This window comes from Microbacterium aurantiacum (genome assembly GCF_040532595.1).
GTDB lineage: Bacteria > Actinomycetota > Actinomycetes > Actinomycetales > Microbacteriaceae > Microbacterium > Microbacterium chocolatum_B.
In genome coordinates, this window is the sequence record NZ_JBEVYX010000001.1 from 1737594 (window position 1) to 1755346 (window position 17753).

A 17753-nucleotide genomic window follows, 5' to 3' on the forward strand; every position below is an offset into this window, starting at 1 on the left:
ATGCCGAGGGTGTCACGCACAGTGGAGCCATGACGACGACGAACGCCTCCCCGACCGTCCTTCTCATCCCTGGCCACTGGCTGGGAGCGTGGGCCTGGGACGAGATCGCCGAGCACCTCGATCCCGCGCGGGAGCGCACGACGGCGATGACCCTCCCCGGCCTCGATCCCGCCGATCCCGCACGCACGACCCGCACCCTGGATGATCAGGTCGAGGCGATCCTCACTGCCCTCGCCGATGCCGACGCCGCCGACCTTCCGGCGATGATCGTCGCCCACAGCGGCGCGAACGCGCCGGTCAGCATCGTGCTCGATCGGCATCCGGAGCTTGTTCGCCGCGTGGTGTGGGTGGATTCCGGACCGGCGGCGCCGGGCGTCGCGTTCGCTCCCGACCTGCCGGACGCGGTCGCGGAGCTGCCGCTGCCGCCGTTCGATGCGCTCGCACAGCAGGCGAGCCTCGAGGGTCTGAGCGCGGGCGACCTCGAACGGTTCCGCACGCGAGCGGTTCCCGAACCCGGACCAGTGCTCCGCCAGCCGATCGCGCTGTCGAACCCGCAGCGCCACGCGGTGCCGACGACGCTGGTGTGCTGCTCGCTCCCGAGCGCGCAGGTCAGGGAGCTGGCGGATGCCGGGCATCCAATGTTCGCGGAGGTCGCCCTCCTCGACGACGTCACCGTCGTCGACCTGCCGACCGGTCATTGGCCGATGTGGAGCCGCACCGCCGACCTCGCCGAGACCATCCGCGTCGAGGCCACGCGGTAGCTAGCGGCGGACGTCGTAGACGAGCTTCACCACGCCGTTCGAGTAGGCTTCGGACTCGCGCAGCGACAGCGTGCGACGATCGACGTGCGCCCCTGAACGGTCGGTCGAGGCGTCTCCGAACAGGTTCTTTCCGCCCGGCAGCAGGTAGGGGAACATCAGGAGGTTGTACCGATCGATCAGGTCGGCCTCGCCGAGGTGTCGGGCGAGCTCGGCGCTTCCGTGCACGAAGATCGCACCGCCGTCGGTCTGTGTGAGAGCGCGGACGTCGTCGAGGCTGCGCAGGATGATGGTTTCGCCCCATCCGTCGACCAGGTCGTCGTCGGCGAGTGTCGTCGACACGACGAACTTCGGCAGGTCGCGGTACGCGGCATGATCCTCGGATTCCCGCCAGAAGGGCGCGAACGCCTGGTAGCTGCGCCGCCCGAACAGCAGCGCCGTGGTGTCGGCGAGTTCCTCGCCCTTGAGTGCGAAGGCGTCCTCGACGAACTCCGTGTCGAAGACCCATCCACCCCCGGGATGGCCCTCGACCGCCCCGCCGGGCGAATCGACAGAACCGTCGAGGGTGATGAAGCCGGTGTAGACGAGCTCACGTGCCATGCGTTCCTCTTCCTGTGGTTCGCTGCTGATTGTCCACCTGATCGGCGGTGCTCAGACCGTGAGCGCCTCGACCGGGGGGAACTCGGCGACGACGTCATCGCCGTGCGGGGCGAGTTCGAGGTAGCTGAGCCGGTCGTCGTCGATGAACAGCAGCAGTGAAGCGCCGGGGCCCTCGGCGGTGAGGACGCGCCGCGAGCCACCGACCGGAGTCACCCCCGCGGCATCCTGGAGTTCGATCGAGGGACAGGTGCCGCAGCTGCATCGCGCGCCGGCGCGGGTCGTGGGGATCTGGTCGCGCAGACGACGCCGCGTGTCGTCGGGGACCGGCGGGTCGCCCGCGAACGGAACGGCGTGATCGACCAGGAACGTCAGGGCGGCGCGTTCGCGTTCGGTCAGGTCTCGTCCCATGGTCGCCACGCTACGACACAGGGGTCGCCATCGGTCAGTCCGCATCCGACGTGCCGAGGAAGACGCCGATGCGATCGCCGTCCTTGATGAACTGCAGAGACGCACCGGGGAACTGCGCCCGCAGCTCCAGAGGGGAGGTGCTGTCGACCCCGACGGAGATGGTCGCGGGGAAGCTGCCGACCCGGCATCCGGAGTAGATGGGCCCCGCGGTGGAGAAGCCGTCCCGCACGGACTCCTCATCCGCTGGCAGATCCGAACTGAGTACCATCGTCAGGCACTCCCCGCTCGTGGAGCCGTACATCCCCTGGGTCGTCTCGAAGAGGGTGAGGCCGAAGAACCGGTACGCGTGCGAACTCGCGCCCGCCCCGAACCAGCCGGTCGGAACCCGCAGCGACGGGTCGGGCTCGAGCGTGGCGATCTGGCGCGCGCCCTGCGAGACGGCCACCGGTGCGATGTTCACCAGGCCATAAGTGATGACCGCGGCGAGTGCTGCCACCGCGATGAGGGACGCAGTCCACGCGACCCACGCGACGCGGGGAAGGCGACGGGGGGAGAGGCGCCCGAGAGCGGCCGTGAACGAGCGGGGGCGCTCGGGCGGGCTCTCCGTGTTCGACACGGGCGCCGCCTTCTCCTCGGAACTCTCCTCCTCCGCAACGGTCCGAGCGGATGCCGCGGCTGCCGCCTCCGGCCCAGACTCCTCGTCGAACTCCGGCTCCGGCCCCGGCTTCCGATGCCGAGCCCAGCTCTCGAGCTCCGCGAGCCGCCGGAGCGCCGCCGGGTCTTCGGCGATGTCCGGCGCGGGCCCGTAGGCGCGGAGACGGAGGGCTTCCAGCTCGGCGCGGACGGCAGGCTTCACGTTCCCGATCGTCTCACGGAGCGGGATCGGCCTGTCCAGTACACATGCCCCACTCGGCGACGACGGCGCGGTGGTCACTGCCCGCGATGGCGACGGTGCTCCACTCGAGGGGTGTCGCGCCCCGGGCGAAGATGTGGTCGATGGCCGTGAACGCGGGGATCGCCTTCTCCTCCGGCCACGTCGGCCAGGGGATCGGTCCCGCCGCTTCGGCGCCCGAACGCAGATCCGAAGCCAGCCGACGCAGGGCGGGGTGGGCGAACGAGGCGTTGAAGTCCCCGGCGACGATGAGCGTCTCGTCGGGGCTGTCGCGCACCCAGGCGGCGATGTCGTCGAGACCGTCGCGCCACCCGTTCGGCTGCCAGACCGGCGGCGGCGGGTGGACCGCGGCGATCCGGACGTCGCCCGCGCCCGGCACGGTCGCGACGGCGCTGACCTGGTCGAACTCGCTCCCGGGGACGTCTTCCTCGCGCGACAGCGGGTAGGCGGACAGGATCACACTCCCGCTCGCCTGCCCCGACGAGACCTCGCGCGTGCGGTGGGGGAATGCATCGGCGAGGTCGTGCGCGCTGAGGATCGCGTCGATCAGCGGTTCGCTCGTCTCCAGCAGGATGACCGCGATCGGCTCCGTGGTGCGGATCAAATCGGACACCGCGACCGGATCGGCATCCGCGAACTTCGCGTTGAACGACAGGACCGTCGCCCGCCTGTCGATTTCGCATTCCGCACCCGCGTGCAGGGGAGCCAGCGTCGGGATGACGCTGACCACCGCGCCGAGGACGAAGGCAGCCGCGGCCGTCCACGATCGGAAGAGCAGAGAGGCGACGGCGAGGATGAGGAGACCCACCGCCCCGACGGGGACGAGCGCTTGAGCGACGGGGACCGCCGCGATCCCGGGAATCTCGAGATGCGGGAGCACCGCCGCCACGGCGGAGACCGCGATCGCGAACGTCGTCCAGACGACCCGGCGACGCGAGCGGGGGCGCACACGAGCGGTCGTCGACGTCTCCATTCGTCGATCGTGCCAGCACGATCCGCGCACCGCGTCGGCATACCGATGTACGTCCGCGAAAGGGCGTCATCCTCGAGACGGATGCCGAGCCCCGCGCTTCGAATCGGATTGCGGCGCGTCAGGGCGAGATGTAGACCTTCCGCAGCGTTTCGCGCACCGTCCAGGTCGTGCGCATCCCCTCGGACAGCCGCACGATGACGCCCGGGGTGAGGACGAGGGGCGGCGGCGCATCCTCGCCGTCGAAGCTCAGGGTCGCGTCCCCGGCGAGGACGACGAAGACTTCGTCCGCCTCGACGTCGGTCGAGACGCCCGGGGTGTGCTCCCACACCCCGACGGTCCGGTGGGAGGTCTCGTCGAGGTCGACGAAGCGGGTCGTCGGGGTTCCCGAGACGACGAGGTCGGGGTCGAGGGGGACGAACGGGGCCGGGAGGGACGCGGCATCCGTCGCCTGGCCGGGAACGAGCCGGCTCACGAGTCGAATCCCAGTCCGAGGGCGTCGAGGGTCTTCAGGAGGAGGTTGCGGCGTCCGCGATCGTGGTCGGCGCGGTCGAGCGACCAGCGCGTCATATTGATGCCGACGGCCGCGACCGGCTCGGGCGGGAAGGGGAGGGGGCGCTTGCGGACCATCTCCAGCTCCGTGCGCTCGGTCTGCTTGCCTTCCAGCAGGTCGAGCATGACATCGCCGGCGAAGCGCGTCGCGGCGACGCCGAGGCCCGTGAAGCCCGCGGCGTAGGCGACGCGTCCGCCGCGGGCGGTGCCATAGAACGCGCTGAACTGCGTCGAGGTGTCGATCGCGCCCGCCCACTGGTGGGTGAAGCGCAGTCCCTCCAGCTGCGGGAACGTCGTGAAGAAGTGGCTGGCCAGGCGCTCGAAGGATGCCGGGCGGTCCTCGTAGCGCTGCCGGACCTGCCGGCCGTAGTGGTAGACAGCGTCGTAGCCGCCGAAGAGGATGCGGTTGTCGCGGCTCAAGCGGTAGTAGTGGAACTGGTTCGCCAGGTCGCTGAGCCCCTGGCGGGAGCCCCACCCGATCTCGCCGAGCTGCGCATCGGTCAGCGGCTCGGTCATGAGGACGTAGTCGTACACCGGCACCGTCATCAGGCGGTTGCGACGGAGAAGCGAGGGGAAGACGTTCGTGGCGAGCACGACGCGCGGCGCGGTGATGCGGCCGCGCAGGGTGACGACCTTCAGGCGGTCGCCGTCGTCGTCCAGCGCGTGGACGGGAGACTCCTCGAAGATCTGCACCCCGGCCTCCTCGGCCGCGCGGGCGAGGCCCGCGGCGAGCTTCCCGGGGTGCACCAGCGCGGTGGAGCGCTTCTCCCACACCGACCCGAGATAGGTGGGCGAGTTCACCTCGGCGCGGGTCTGCTGCTCGTCGAGGCGGACGACGCCTTCTTCGCCGCGGGAGGCGGCATCCTCCGCCCACTCGTCGAGCCATTCCAGCTGGTGCGGTTCGATGGCGACGCCGAGCGACCCGGTGCGCTCCCAGTCGGCGTCGATCTTCAGACGCGCGATGTCGTCGCCCATGGCGTCGAGGTTCTCCAGGCCCATCTCGTCGAGCCGGTCGATCTCGTTCGGCCAGCGGGACAGCCCGTTGTCGCGACCGTGTGTGAGGCTCGCCTCGCAGAATCCGCCGTTGCGGCCGGATGCCGCCCAGCCGACGCGCTTGCCCTCGAGGATCACGACGCGGGCGGACGGGTCGCGGCGCTTCGCGGCCAGCGCCGTCCAGAGGCCCGTGTACCCGGCGCCGATGACCACGAGGTCGGCGGTCGCCTCACCGGCGAAGTGCGCGCGGGGCCGGGAGGGAGGGAGGTCGTCGAGCCAGAAGACGCTCTGCCGGGTTCCGGCGAGCGCGTGCGCGATGACGCGGGGAGCGGGCGGGGTTCGTTCGAAGACCGTGGTGCCCACGGGTATCACCCTTTCTCGGGTTCTCGGTGGTTCCATCCTGGTCGCTCGGCATCGACCGAGCGCCGTCGTCCCGTCGCGAGAATCCTCGCCGGCCGGACGACTCGTCCGAGGATCACGCGTCGTCGGCGGCGTAGACCCGCTCCCCCTCCACGAACGTCTGGAGCACGCGGCTGGCCCCGATCTCCTCGACGGGGCCGGCGAACGGGTCGCGGTCGAGCAGCGCGAGATCGGCGTACTTGCCGACCTCGATCGAGCCGGTGTCGGCCTCGAGATGGTTCACCCACGCGGACCCCGCGGTGTACGCCGCCAACGACGTGGCGAGGTCGATCGTCTGCTCGGGGAGGAAGGCGTCGTACTCGCCCTCCTCGTGGCCGGGAGCTGCCTTGCGGTTCACCGCGGTGTGGATCGCGGCCATCGGGTCGGGGGACGACACCGACCAGTCGCTCCCCGCGGCGAGCACGGCGCCGCTGCGCAGCAGGTCGCCGAACGGGTACTGCCAGGCACTCCGCGGCTCGCCGAGGAACGGCAGGGTGAGGTCGACCATCTGCGGCTCGTAGGTCGCCCACAGCGACTGCATGTTCGCCGCGACGCCGAGCTCGCGGAAGCGGGGGATGTCGTCGGGATGGACCACCTGGATGTGCGCGATGTGGTGCCGGTTGTCATGGCGGCCGTTGCGCTCGACCGCGCGGGCCACGGCATCCAGGCACTGGCGGACGGCGCGGTCGCCGATCGCGTGGAAGTGCACCTGGAACCCGTCGGCGTCGAGCAGCGGGACGGCTTCGGACAGGACCTCCGGGTCGACGAACGAGATGCCGGAGTTGTCGGTCGGATGCCCGTGCCCGTCGCAGTAGGGCTCGAGCATCGAGGCGGTGAAGTTCTCGGCCACGCCGTCCTGCATGATCTTGATGCTCGTGGCGGCGAAGCGCCCGCCGCGGTAGCGCTCGCGCCGCTCCTGCAGGATCGGGATCTGCTCGACGCCGGCCGCGCGGTCCCACCACAGCGCGCCCACGACCCGGGCGGTCAGCGTGCCGTCGGCGGCCGCGCGGAGGTACGCCGGTCCCGGGTCCCCGGCGTCGCCGTACGGGCCGACGATGGCGTCCTGCCACGCCGTGATCCCGAACGAGTGCAGGTAGCGCTGCCCCACGAGGAGGGCCTCGGTCATCCGCTCCAGCGGCTCCTCCGGAAGGAGGCGGTTCACCAGCGCCATCGCCCCCTCGTGGAGGGTGCCGCTCGGAGTGCCGTCCGAGTTCCGCTCGATGCGCCCGTCGGCCGGGTCCGGTGTGTCGCGGTCGATGCCCGCGGCGCGGAGGGCGGCGGAGTTGACCCACGCGCCGTGCCCGTCGCGGTTGGGGAAGAACGCGGGACGGTCGCCGGTCACGGCATCCAGGGCTTCCGCGGTGGGCGTGCCGCCCGGGAACGCCGACATCTGCCACCCGCCGCCGAGGATCCACTCCTCGTCCGGGTGGGTGGAGACGTAGCGGTCGATCGCCGCGAGGTACTGCGGGGCGTCGCCGTAGTCCGCCAGGTCGCAGCGGAGCATGTCGAGCCCGCCCCAGACGGGATGGACGTGCGCGTCCTGGAACCCCGGGACGAGGAGGCGACCGCCGAGGTCGACGATCTCCGTCCGCGGCCCGATGAGGTCGCGGACCGCGTCCCCGCCCACGGCGACGATCCGTCCGCCCGAGACGGCGACGGCGTGCGCGCGGGAGCGCACCCTGTCGGCGGTGAAGACCGGACCCCCGTGGAAGACGAGATCGGCGTGGTGCATCGGATTCCTCCGCGGGTGTCGGTCGGCGTGCGGGCGGGCTCAGCCGCCGGTCATCGTGCGGGCGATCTGCGTCGCCGAGTCGCCGGCGCGACGCAGGACCAGTGCGACCACGGCCAGCGCGACGAGGGTCAGCAGCAGCATGATCGTCGACACCGCGGCGATCTCGGGTCGGAGGCCCGAGCGCAGCGCGCTGAGGACGTACACCGGCCACGGGGTCGTACCGGACACCTGCACGAACGCGGCGATGATCGTGTTGTCCAAACTCAGCGTGAACGCCAGCAGGAACCCGGCGAGGACGGCGGGCATCGCGAGCGGCAGCGTCACACGTCGGAACGTCGTGAACGGCGTCGCGTAGAGGTCGCCCGAGGCCTCCTCCAGGTTCGCGTCCTGTCCGACGAGGCGCGCCCGGACGATGTACGACACCACGGCGGTGGCGAACAGCGAGGAACCCACCGACAGGCGCACGATGCCGTCGTTGAACATCGCGATCCCGGCATCCTGTCCGAGGAAGACGAACCACGGCAGGAGCGCCACCGCGTCGACGATCTCGGGCGTCACCGACACCAGGAGAAGGAGCGCGAGGAACCACCACACCCACTTGCCCGGGTACCGCGACATCGCGATGCCGGCGAGGGTGCCCAGCACCGTGGCGATGATCGCGGCGATGAATGCCGTGACGATCGACACGCGCACCGCGTTCTGGATCTGGGGCTTCTCGACGATCGTGAGGAAGGCGTCGAAGCCGAACCCGCCCCACGACACCAGCAGACGGCCGGTGTTGAACGAGTAGATGACGATGACGATGATCGGGGCGAAGAGGAACAGCATCACGAGGATGCCCCATACCCGGAGCGCGATGTCCGACCCGGTCATGCGGGCGCGGGTACGCCGGCCCCGTGCGGTCGACTGCGCGCGGAGCATGGTCTCGGTGGTCGTCTGGGTCATGACCGCACCTCCTCGCGGACGGGCTGCGCCGGCGCTGCCGGAGAGGCCTGGTCGGGCGCCGCGCCCAGGACCAGGCGGTTGCGGTTGCGGAACGGCATGCTCACGAGCCAGATGAGCGCGGCCGCGACACCGATCGTGAGGGTGATCACGAGCATCAGCAGCACGGCCATGGCCGACCCGAGCGCCCAGTTCTGCGCGGTCTGGAACTGGCTGGCCACCAGCTGGCCCACCATGTTGCCGCGCGCACCGCCGAGGACGGTGGCGGTGATGTAGTCGCCCATGAGGGGGATGAACACCAGCAGCACGCCCGCGATGATGCCCGGCTGCGACAGCGGCAGAGTCACCCGGAGGAAGGTCATGACCTTGCCCGCCCCCAGATCCTTCGACGCCTCCCGGAGCGTGGGACCGACGCGGTCGAACGCGACGAACAGCGGCAGGATCATCAGCGGCAGGTAGTTGTAGACCACGCCGATGAGCACCGCGGTGCGCGTGTAGAGCAGGGCCAGCGGGCCGTCGATGATGCCGACGCTCTGCAGGATCTGCGACATCCAGCCCTCCGGGGCGAGGATCACCTGCCAGCCGATCGTGCGGACGAGGAAGTTCGTCCAGAACGGCACCAGCACCAGCGCGATCAGGAGGCCCCGCCGCGCGGGGTTGACCTTGAACGCCATCCAGTACGCCACCGGCATCCCGATCGCGAAGCAGAGGATCGTCCCGAGGATGCCGACCCACAGGGTGTTGGTGAACGTCGCGAAGAACGTCGGCGACAGCGCCTCGACGTACCGGTCGAACGAGAGGATGTCGTTCGCGTGCGTGCCGAAGACGCCGGGCTTGTAGCCGAAACTGAACCAGATCACCATCCCCACGGGGGCGACGAAGAACAGCAGCAGCCACGCCCACGCCGGAACGGCGAGCGCGGCGCCCGTCGAGCGATTACGCACCCGCGGCGGCCTTCACTTCGTTCCAGATCTCCACGCGCGTGGTCTGGGAGTCGTTGAGCACCTGCTCCCGCATCGTGTCGAGCTGCTCGGGGGTGAAGAAGATGATGTCGGTGTACTCGAGTCCGGCGTCGACAGCCTCGGTCTCCATGTCCTTGCCGCCCACGTGGTACCCGATGTAGTCGAGGTTGAGGAAAAGGTTCTCGGGGGTCATCGAGAAGTTGATGAAGGCGTGGGCCGCTTCCGGGTTGGGTGCGCCCTCGGCAATCGCCCAGTTGTCCATCCACAGCTCGGTGAGGGGGCCGGGCAGAACCCACTGCCAGCGCTCGGGGTCGGGCGACTCGAGGATGCCGAGGCGGGAGTCGCCGTTCCACCCCTGCGCGAGCACCTGGGTGCCCTGCGGGATCGCGTTGGTTCCCGGGTAGGAGTCGAACGCGGAGATGTGCGGCGCGATCTCGTTCACGAGGAACTGGCGGCACGCCTCCAGCTCGTCGGGGTCTTCGGTGTTCCAGTCCATGTCGTTGGCCCAGAAGTAGGACCCGATGATGGCGGCGGGATCGTCCGACATCGAGGTCCGCCCACTCGCCTCGTTCTGCGCGGCGTCGAAGAAGTCCGCCCAGGTGGTGAGCTCGCGCGTGATGACGGTCTTGTCGTACGTGTAGCCGGTGGTGCCCCACGCCTTGCAGATCGTGTACTCGTTGTTCGGGTCCCACGCGCGGCCGAGGTAGGCCGGGTCCATGTTGGAGATGTTCGGCAGGAGGTCCTTGTTGAGCGGGGTGAGGAGCCCGTTCTCGATCATCTGCGGGACGAACACGCCGGTGGGGACGACGATGTCGTACCCGGAGGTGCCGCGGGCGGCGATGAGCTTCGCGATGAGCTCCTCGTTGGAGGAGTACGAGTCGAGGGTCACGCGCGGGCCGAGGTCTGCCGTGAAGGAGGACACCACGTCGGGGGAGTCGTAGTCGCCCCACGTGTACACCGACAGGTTGCTCTCCAGAGCCCCGCCCGTGGCCTGGGGGGCGGGCGAGCTGCCGCCGCCGGGCGAGCAGGCGGCGAGGAAGGCGGCGCCGCCGGTGAGGGCGGCGATGCTCAGGAACCGACGGCGGGACACCTCGCGCATGATGATGGGCGCTGCGGCCTCCGGGGCGAGGATGCGGATGGGGGTGCGAGAGGCGGGCATCGGGTCTCCAGTCGGGTCGCGTGTCGGGTGCTGGTGTCGGGTGCGGTGTCGTGCGTTCGGGTGGGGTGTGCGGGTGTGATGTTCGGTCGGGTCAGAGCGAGGTCGGCGGGGCGACGTAGCCGCCCTGGACGGCGGAGTCATCAGCGGGGAAGAGCAGCACGTGGTGCGCGGCCCACGTGCAGACCACGGGGTCGCCGACGCGGAGGGACGGCGCCTCGGGGGTGGGGCGGCGCACGAGCATGCTCTGATCGCCGCCGAGCTCGACGAGGTACTGCATCGTGTCGCCGAGGTGCGAGACCCCGATGAGGGAGCCGCGGGCGACGTTGGTGTCGGCGACCGGTGTGCCGGCATCCTTCTCGATCCGGATGTACTCCGGACGGACGGCGGCTTCTCCCTGCGCGACACCCGCGAGGGTCGCATCGGGGGACTGCACCGTGGCGTGCGGGCTCGAGATCGCGGCCCCGCCGGCGGTGACCGGCCCGCGGAAGAAGTTCTGCTGCCCGACGAACGCCGCGACGTAGGCGGATGCCGGCCGGGCGTAGACGGTGTCGGCGTCGGCGAGCTGCTCGATGCGGCCGGCGCGCATGATCGCGATGCGGTCGCTCATCGACAGCGCCTCGCCCTGGTCGTGCGTGACGAAGACGAAGGTGATCCCGAGACGCGCCTGCAGGAGCTTCAGCTCCAGTTGCATCTCCTCGCGCAGCTGCCGGTCCAGCGCGCCGAGGGGCTCATCGAGGAGAAGGACGGCGGGACGGTTCACGAGGGCGCGGGCGAGCGCGACGCGTTGCTGCTGGCCACCGGAGAGCTGAGTGGGCTTCCGGTCGGCGAAACGCCGCATCTGCACCAGATCCAGCGCCTGCGACACGCGCTCGCGGATCTGCTCCTTCGGGGTGCGGCGCTGCTGCAGACCGTAGGCGACGTTCTCCGCCACGCTCAGGTGCGGGAACAGCGCGTACGCCTGGAACACCGTGTTGACGTCGCGGCGGTAGGGCGGGGTGTTCAGCACCGAGGTGCCGGAGATGAGGATGTCGCCCTCGTCCGGGTGCTCGAACCCGGCGATCATCCGCAGCGTCGTGGTCTTGCCGCATCCGGAAGGACCGAGCAGCGAGATGAACTCGCCCGGCTGGATCGCCAGCGACAGATCGTCGACGGCGACCTGGTCGCCGTAGCGCTTGGTGATTCCGTCCAGCCACACCCGACCGCGTTCATCGTCGGCCGAACGGGTGGGCGGAGCGTGGTCTGCGTCGGTCGCCGTCGTCACCTGGGGGACTCCTCCTGCTGACGGTCCGCGCGCCGGTGCGCGGACGGGTGGGTGTGTGGGGTATTCAATAGGGCGCGCCGTCGTGGTCGCAATGCGGCGCCCCGCGAACCGGACGAACCGCGGTGCCCAGATGGGCTGTCTGACAGATCGTCCGGGGTTATGTAACGGGGAGGAAACCGCGCGGTTTCGCCGTGCGCACCGGCGAAGGGACGGGGTCGGGGGCAGGAGCCCTGACAGATCGTCGGTCCTAGGCGGTTGCGTCGGGGGTGACGTCCGGGGTCGCGCCGGGGGTGGCGTCCGGGGTCGTCGCGGCGGGTGCGGGCTGGCACCGGGGGCACCAGAAGACGATGCGCTCGCGCGTGGGGTCGGCGCCGAGCGACCCGCCCTCGATGAGGGTCCCGCACCGGCGGCAGGGGCGGCCCTCGCGCCGGTAGACCCACGTGGATCGCCCCGGGCGGCTGTCTCCGGTGAACGTGCGCCCCGAGCGGTCGCGGTTCGCGCGGATCATGCGCGTGCCGAGGTCGATGGCGGCGGCGACATCGACCTGCGCGGTGGGGGTGAAGGGGTGGACGCCGCGGACGAAGAGGATCTCGTTGGCGTACTCGTTGCCGAAGCCCGCGACCGAGCGCTGATCGAGCAGGGCGACGTGGATCGCGCGCGGATCGGCCGCCACGCGTCGGGCAGCCTCCACCGGGTCCCAGTCGGCGGCGAGCGGATCCGGGCCGAGATGCCCGACCAGCGAATCCTCCTCCCGCGTGGGGACGACGGCGATGTCGGCGAGGTCGAAGCCGACCGTTTCCCACTCCTGACCGTCCGGGGCGCGCCCGCCGATGACGGCGCGCGCCTTGAAGCCCGCAGCGCGCCACCGCTCCCCGCGGCGGTAGACGTGCCACTCGCCCTCCATCTTCAGGTGCGAGTGGACGGTGGTGTCGCCGATCCGGTGGAGGAGGTGCTTCCCCCTCGGCACGACCCCGTGCACGTGCTGGCCGGTGAGGTCTACGGTGGCCACCTGCGGCACGCGCAGCTCGAAGCGCGTCACCTCCGCACCGGCGAGCACGGCATCCAGCCGGTGGGCGGCGCGGAAGACGGTGTCGCCCTCAGGCACGCGCGCGATCCTCCGGAGGCGCGTCGGCGGTCGACCGCGCGCGCCTCTCGGTCTCACCGGGAGTCAGGCGCCGCAGGGTGAGCCCGCGCGGCGACTCGACGAAGCCCGCGTCGCGGAGCGCCCGTCCCCACTCGGATCCGTGCACGAAGGTGCCGTTGACCTGCTCGATCGTCAGGGTGTCGAGGCGGCGCGCGCGGGCGGTGGAGGCCAGGTCGGCGGCCGCGGCGGTGAGGAGCGCAGGATCGTCGGCGAAGGCCAGCGCGGTCTTGCCTCCGCGCTCGAGGTAGAGCACGAGGGCGCCGTCGACGAGGACGACCAGCGCGCCGGCCTTCCGGCCCGGGCGGTGGGAGATGCCCTCGAGCGCCGGCCACGACAGCGCCGCGCCGTACGGGTTCGCCGGATCGGTGGCGGCGAGGGTGACCGTCCGCCGGGGCGGTGGGTCGGCGAGGCCGGCGAACTGACGCAGCCGGTCGACGGTCGTCGACGCGGCGAACTGGGCGGCGCCGAGCTTCTCGACCACGTACCCGCGGCGGCAGTGCCCGGCCTCCTCGAAGCCCGCGAGCACGCGGTACACCTGCGCGAATCCCCCGGGGACGCCCTCGGCCTGGACCGAACCCCGGGTCACGACGCCGTAGCGATCGAGCAGCAGGCTCGCCGTGGCGGTCGCGCGGACCGCGGCATCCGTCTCCGGCTCGGGGAGGCGCGACCAGCGCCCGCCCGAGGGGGGCGTGCGGGCGGGGGTGGGCGTGCGGGTGGCGCCGACGGACGCACCGCGGTACATACGGGCGCGCGGGGCACGGCGGGCGACCCGGTGCGCCTGCCCGCCGCCCGAGACGAGGGTGCGGACGGGCGCGAACGTGTCGTTCGTCACGTGCCCGGCCCACGCGAGGCGCCACAGCGCCTCGACCACCTGCATCTCGTTGTCGGCCCCGGCGAGGGTCCGCAGCTGCGCGGCGAAATACGCGCCGCCGCCGTCGAGCGCGTCGAGGATGCGGGCGTCGAGCGAGTCCGGCGACGGGGCCTCGGCATCCGGGTCCCGGGTGACCGTGACCGGCGCGGCGTCCGCGGGATGGAGGGCGATCCAGCCGTCGCGGCCGGCGAGGCTGCCGTGACCGGACCAGACGACCTCGCCCGTCGCGGTCAGCTCGTCGAGCATGCCGGGTGTGTAGTCCTTCACGCGCGAGGGGAGCACGAGGGACTCCCACGCGCTCGCCGGGATCGGCACGCCGGCGAGCTGCTCGACGACGGAGAGGACGCCGTCGACGCCCTCGAGCGGGCGCGCGACGTGCTGCCAGACGGGGAGGAACCGCCCGAACGCCTGCTGCGACACGGGCTCGACGCTGCCGCGGATCGCCGCGAGCGAGCGCATCCGGAGCCGTCGGAGCACCTCGGCGTCGCACCACTCGACCTCGTCGGCGTTCGCGGCGCGGCCGGCGCCGGCGGTGCGGGCGGCGTCGGGGAGGAAGTAGCCGCTCGAGACGCGTCCGGCCGACTCGAGACGCTGGAGCGTGAGGCGTGCGACGGCGACGCCGATGCCGAGACGCTCGGCGACATCCTGCGCCGTGAACGGGGCGTGCGTGCGGGCGTGCCGCGCCACGAGATCGCCCAGCGGATCGGGGAACGGCTCGAGGAACGCGTTCGGGATGCCGACAGGAAGCGCGACCCCGATTGCGTCACGCAGGCGTCCGGCGTCCTCGATGACGGCGACCCGGGAGGCGCCGGCGATGCCCACGGGAATCGCCCGACGCGCCGTGACCAGCTCGTCGAGGAGCGTCTGCGCTTCCGCGACGGTCGCGGCCTCGGCGCCCTCGGACGGCTCGAGTCGGAGGGCGACCTCCGCGGCATCCATGGGGCCGAGGATGCGCAGCAGATCGGCGACGCCCTCGAGACCGCGGGCACGGCGGTCCGGCGCCAGACGCTGCGTCTCGCGCTCGAACTGCGCGATCACCTCGGGGTCGAGGAGTTCGCGCATCTCGATCGTGCCGAGGAGCTCGCCGAGGAGCGCCGGATCGACCGACAGGGCCGCGGCACGGCGCTCGGCGAGCGGGGAGTCGCCCTCGTACATGAATGCGCCGACATACCCGAAGAGAAGGTCGCGGGCGTACGGGGACGGCTGCGGGGGCTCGGTCTCGACGAGGCGGATGCGGCGCTCGCCGATGCTCCGCGCGAGACGCAGAAGGGAGGGGACGTCGTAGACGTCCTGCAGGACCTCGCGGAGCGTCTCGAGGATGATCGGGAACGTCGGATGCCGGCGGGCGACCTCGAGCAGCTGCGCCGAACGCTGGCGCTGCTGCCAGAGCGGGGTGCGCTTGCCGGGATTCCGTCTCGGCATCAGCAGCGCGCGCGCGGCGCACTCACGGAAGCGGGACGCGAACAGGGCGGAGCCGCCGACCTCGGCCGTGACGATCTGCTCCAGCTCGTCGGGGTCGAAGACGAAGAGTTCGGCGCCGGGAGGTTCGGCCTCGGCATCCGGGATCCGGGCGATGATGCCGTCGTCGCTCGCGACCGCCGAGCCCTCGACGCCGAGGCGCTCGCGGATGCGGGCGTTGACGGCCAGCGCCCACGGAGCGTGCACCTGCATGCCGTACGGGGAATGCAGGATCACGCGCCAGTCGCCGACCTCGTCGCGCCCGCGCTCAACGGTCAGCTGACGATCGGTCGGGAGCGTGCCCGTGGCCTCCCGCTGCTCGTCGAGGTAGGCCAGGAGGTTCGCGCGGGCGTAGTCGTCGAGGCCGGCCTCGACGAGGCGCTCGTGCGCCTTCTCCGGCCCCGCCGCGGACACCTCGCGGGAGAACCGGCCGAGAGCCTCGCCGAGCTCTGCGGGGCGGCCGATGCCGTCGCCGTGCCAGAACGGGACCTTGCCGGGCTGCCCGAAGGCGGGGAGGACGTTGACGCGGTCGTGGGTGATCTCCACGATCCGCCAGCTGGTCGTGCCGAGCGTGAACACGTCGTTGACGCGAGACTCGTAGACCATCTCCTCATCGAGCTCGCCGACGCGGGCGTTCTGCGACTCCCCGGCGATGAACACGCCGAACAAGCCGCGGTCGGGGATCGTCCCCCCGCTCGTGACCGCGAGGCGCTGCGCACCGGGGCGCGCGGTGAGGGTGCCGTGATCGCGGTCCCACACCAGGCGCGGGCGGAGTTCGGCGAACTCGTCCGACGGGAACCGGCCGGCGAGCAGGTCCAGGGTCGCCTCGTACGCCGAGCGCGGCAGGGCGCGGAACGGCGCGCTGCGCTTCAGCGTCTCGAACCACGTCTCCACCTCCAGCGGCGCCAGCGCGCACGCCGCGACGGTCTGCTGCGCGAGGATGTCGAGCGGATTCTGCGGGACGGCGATCGCCTCGATCTTCCCCGCCAGCATCCGCTCGGTCACGATCGCGGTGTGCAGCACGTCGCTGCGGTGCTTGGGGAAGAGGGCGGCGCGGCTCACCTCGCCCACCTGGTGGCCGGCGCGGCCGATGCGCTGGAGTCCGGATGCCGCGCTCGGCGGCGCCTCGACCTGGATCACGAGGTCCACCGCGCCCATGTCGATGCCGAGCTCGAGGCTCGAGGTCGCGACGACGCAGCGCAGCACGCCGGACTTCAGCTCGTCCTCCACGATCGCCCGCTGCTCCTTCGAGACCGAGCCGTGGTGCGCCTTGGCGAGGACGGGGTCGGCGCCCGCGGTGACGCCCGCCTGCGCCATCATCTGGGCCGGCACGGTCGGGTCGGGGAGGTCGAGGCCGAGGCGATCGGCGTAGATCTCGTTCAGGCGCCCGGTGAGGCGCTCGGCGAGACGCCGGGAGTTGCAGAAGACGATGGTGGACCGCTGCTGGAGGATGCGATCCACGATCGCCTCCTCGACGTGCGGCCATACCGACCCGGTGATCTCGGTGGTCGGGGCGCCCGTCGATCCGTCACCGAACCAGTCCTCGTCGATGGGTGCGGCATCCGTGTCGCCCTTTGTCGAGGGTGGCGGTGGCGCTGGGTCCGAACCGGGAGCGGGAGGCGGGTTCAGCATGTCGTCGACGGGGACGACGACCTTCATGTCGAACGCCTTCGACGCGGGAGGGGCGACGATCTCGACGGGGGCCGCCCCGCCGAGGAAGCGCGCGACCTCGTCGATCGGACGCACGGTCGCCGACAGGCCAATGCGCTGGGCGGGCGCCTCGAGCAGAGCGTCGAGACGTTCGAGGCTCACCGCGAGGTGGGCGCCGCGCTTGGTGGCCGCGACCGCGTGGACCTCGTCGACGATGACGGTGTGGACACCGCGCAGGGTCTCGCCCGCGGCGCTGGTGAGCATCAGGTAGAGAGACTCGGGGGTCGTGATGAGGATGTCGGGCGGATCCTGCACGAGCGATCGCCGCTCCGACGCCGGGGTGTCGCCCGAGCGGACCCCGACCCGCACCGGCGGAACCGTGATGCCGCGGCGGCGCGCGGACTGCTCGATGCCGACGAGCGGCGACCGGAGGTTGCGTTCGACGTCGACGCCGAGGGCCTTGAGGGGGGAGATGTAGAGGACGCGGGTGGCGGGGGTGTCGTCTGGCCGCGGGCGCTTCCTGCGGCCGGTGGCCTCTTCGGCGGCGGGGATCGGCTTCTCGCGGAAGACGCGGTCGATCGCCCACAGGAACGCCGACAGGGTCTTGCCGGAGCCCGTCGGGGCGACCACCAGCGCGTGCCGTCCGGCGGAGATCGCCTCCCACGCGCCCGCCTGCGCCGTCGTCGGAGCGGCGAAGGCACCACGGAACCAGTCCCGGGTCGCGGGACCGAACCGCTCGAGCACGTCGCTCATCCCCCCATCTTCGCCCTCCCCACCGACATCCGGGCGGGGTTGCGCCGGGCGGCCCGGGCCTGATGTCTCCGATCCCGCCGCCGCACCTCCTCCGACCCGGTCGTACTCAACTCCTTCGATCCGGCCGGTCCGGGCCGGTTCCGGGGCCCCGGGCCGGGTTTCGGCGCGTCCCGGGTTGCGGGTCGGGTCGCACCTAACTCCTCCGATCCGGCCGGTCCGGGCCGTTTCCGGGGCCCTGGGCCGGGTTTC

At 71.6% G+C, this 17753-nt stretch carries 14 protein-coding genes; 1 reads left to right on the forward strand and 13 read right to left on the reverse strand.

Features of this window, described 5'->3' with window-relative positions; translation table 11 throughout:
- The first annotated feature begins 29 nt into the window (after positions 1 to 29).
- Entirely contained in the window at positions 30 to 761 is a 732-nt protein-coding gene (locus tag ABXJ56_RS08270; RefSeq protein WP_353999204.1) for an alpha/beta fold hydrolase, read from the forward strand.
- On the opposite strand, the gene ABXJ56_RS08275 is transcribed toward ABXJ56_RS08270, so the two are convergent.
- The 13 genes from ABXJ56_RS08275 to ABXJ56_RS08335 form a co-directional block, all read right to left on the reverse strand.
- Positions 762 to 1358, reverse strand: coding sequence for a dihydrofolate reductase family protein (locus ABXJ56_RS08275; protein WP_353999205.1), 597 nt, complete (start codon positions 1356 to 1358; stop codon positions 762 to 764).
- 51 nt (positions 1359 to 1409) lie between these two features.
- Entirely contained in the window at positions 1410 to 1766 is a 357-nt protein-coding gene (locus ABXJ56_RS08280) for a hypothetical protein (protein ID WP_353999206.1), read from the reverse strand.
- Positions 1767 to 1800: 34 nt separating this feature from the next.
- The gene (locus ABXJ56_RS08285; RefSeq protein WP_353999207.1) at positions 1801 to 2622 is read right to left on the reverse strand and encodes a hypothetical protein; all 822 of its coding nucleotides are present in this window, start codon (positions 2620 to 2622) and stop codon (positions 1801 to 1803) included.
- A 13-nt stretch (positions 2623 to 2635) separates the two neighbouring features.
- The gene (locus ABXJ56_RS08290; RefSeq protein WP_353999208.1) at positions 2636 to 3631 is read right to left on the reverse strand and encodes an endonuclease/exonuclease/phosphatase family protein; all 996 of its coding nucleotides are present in this window, start codon (positions 3629 to 3631) and stop codon (positions 2636 to 2638) included.
- A gap of 118 nt (positions 3632 to 3749) precedes the next feature.
- Positions 3750 to 4103, reverse strand: coding sequence for a cupin domain-containing protein (locus ABXJ56_RS08295; protein ID WP_353999209.1), 354 nt, complete (start codon positions 4101 to 4103; stop codon positions 3750 to 3752).
- Entirely contained in the window at positions 4100 to 5536 is a 1437-nt protein-coding gene (locus ABXJ56_RS08300; protein ID WP_353999210.1) for an NAD(P)/FAD-dependent oxidoreductase, read from the reverse strand. The genes ABXJ56_RS08295 and ABXJ56_RS08300 overlap by 4 nt, the downstream gene beginning before the upstream one ends.
- A gap of 112 nt (positions 5537 to 5648) precedes the next feature.
- Complete coding sequence (locus ABXJ56_RS08305) at positions 5649 to 7304, reverse strand: amidohydrolase (protein WP_353999211.1); 1656 nt, start codon at positions 7302 to 7304, stop codon at positions 5649 to 5651.
- 39 nt (positions 7305 to 7343) lie between these two features.
- Positions 7344 to 8249 carry an ABC transporter permease gene (locus ABXJ56_RS08310; RefSeq protein ID WP_353999212.1) on the reverse strand — a complete coding sequence of 302 codons (906 nt, stop codon included), beginning with the start codon at positions 8247 to 8249 and terminating at the stop codon, positions 7344 to 7346.
- Positions 8246 to 9190 (reverse strand): ABC transporter permease, encoded by a 945-nt coding sequence (locus ABXJ56_RS08315; protein ID WP_353999213.1) that lies wholly within the window; start codon positions 9188 to 9190, stop codon positions 8246 to 8248. The genes ABXJ56_RS08310 and ABXJ56_RS08315 overlap by 4 nt, the downstream gene beginning before the upstream one ends.
- Complete coding sequence (locus ABXJ56_RS08320; RefSeq protein WP_353999214.1) at positions 9183 to 10367, reverse strand: ABC transporter substrate-binding protein; 1185 nt, start codon at positions 10365 to 10367, stop codon at positions 9183 to 9185. Before ABXJ56_RS08320 ends, ABXJ56_RS08315 begins: the two co-directional genes overlap by 8 nt.
- Before the next feature lie 91 nt (positions 10368 to 10458).
- On the reverse strand, positions 10459 to 11628 hold the full coding sequence (locus ABXJ56_RS08325) for an ABC transporter ATP-binding protein (RefSeq protein WP_353999215.1): 1170 nt from the start codon (positions 11626 to 11628) through the stop codon (positions 10459 to 10461).
- A gap of 247 nt (positions 11629 to 11875) precedes the next feature.
- Positions 11876 to 12733, reverse strand: a complete 858-nt coding sequence (locus ABXJ56_RS08330) for a DNA-formamidopyrimidine glycosylase family protein (RefSeq protein ID WP_353999216.1) — start codon at positions 12731 to 12733, stop codon at positions 11876 to 11878.
- Positions 12726 to 17504, reverse strand: a complete 4779-nt coding sequence (locus ABXJ56_RS08335) for an ATP-dependent helicase (RefSeq protein ID WP_353999217.1) — start codon at positions 17502 to 17504, stop codon at positions 12726 to 12728. The genes ABXJ56_RS08330 and ABXJ56_RS08335 overlap by 8 nt, the downstream gene beginning before the upstream one ends.
- Positions 17505 to 17753: the final 249 nt, after the last annotated feature.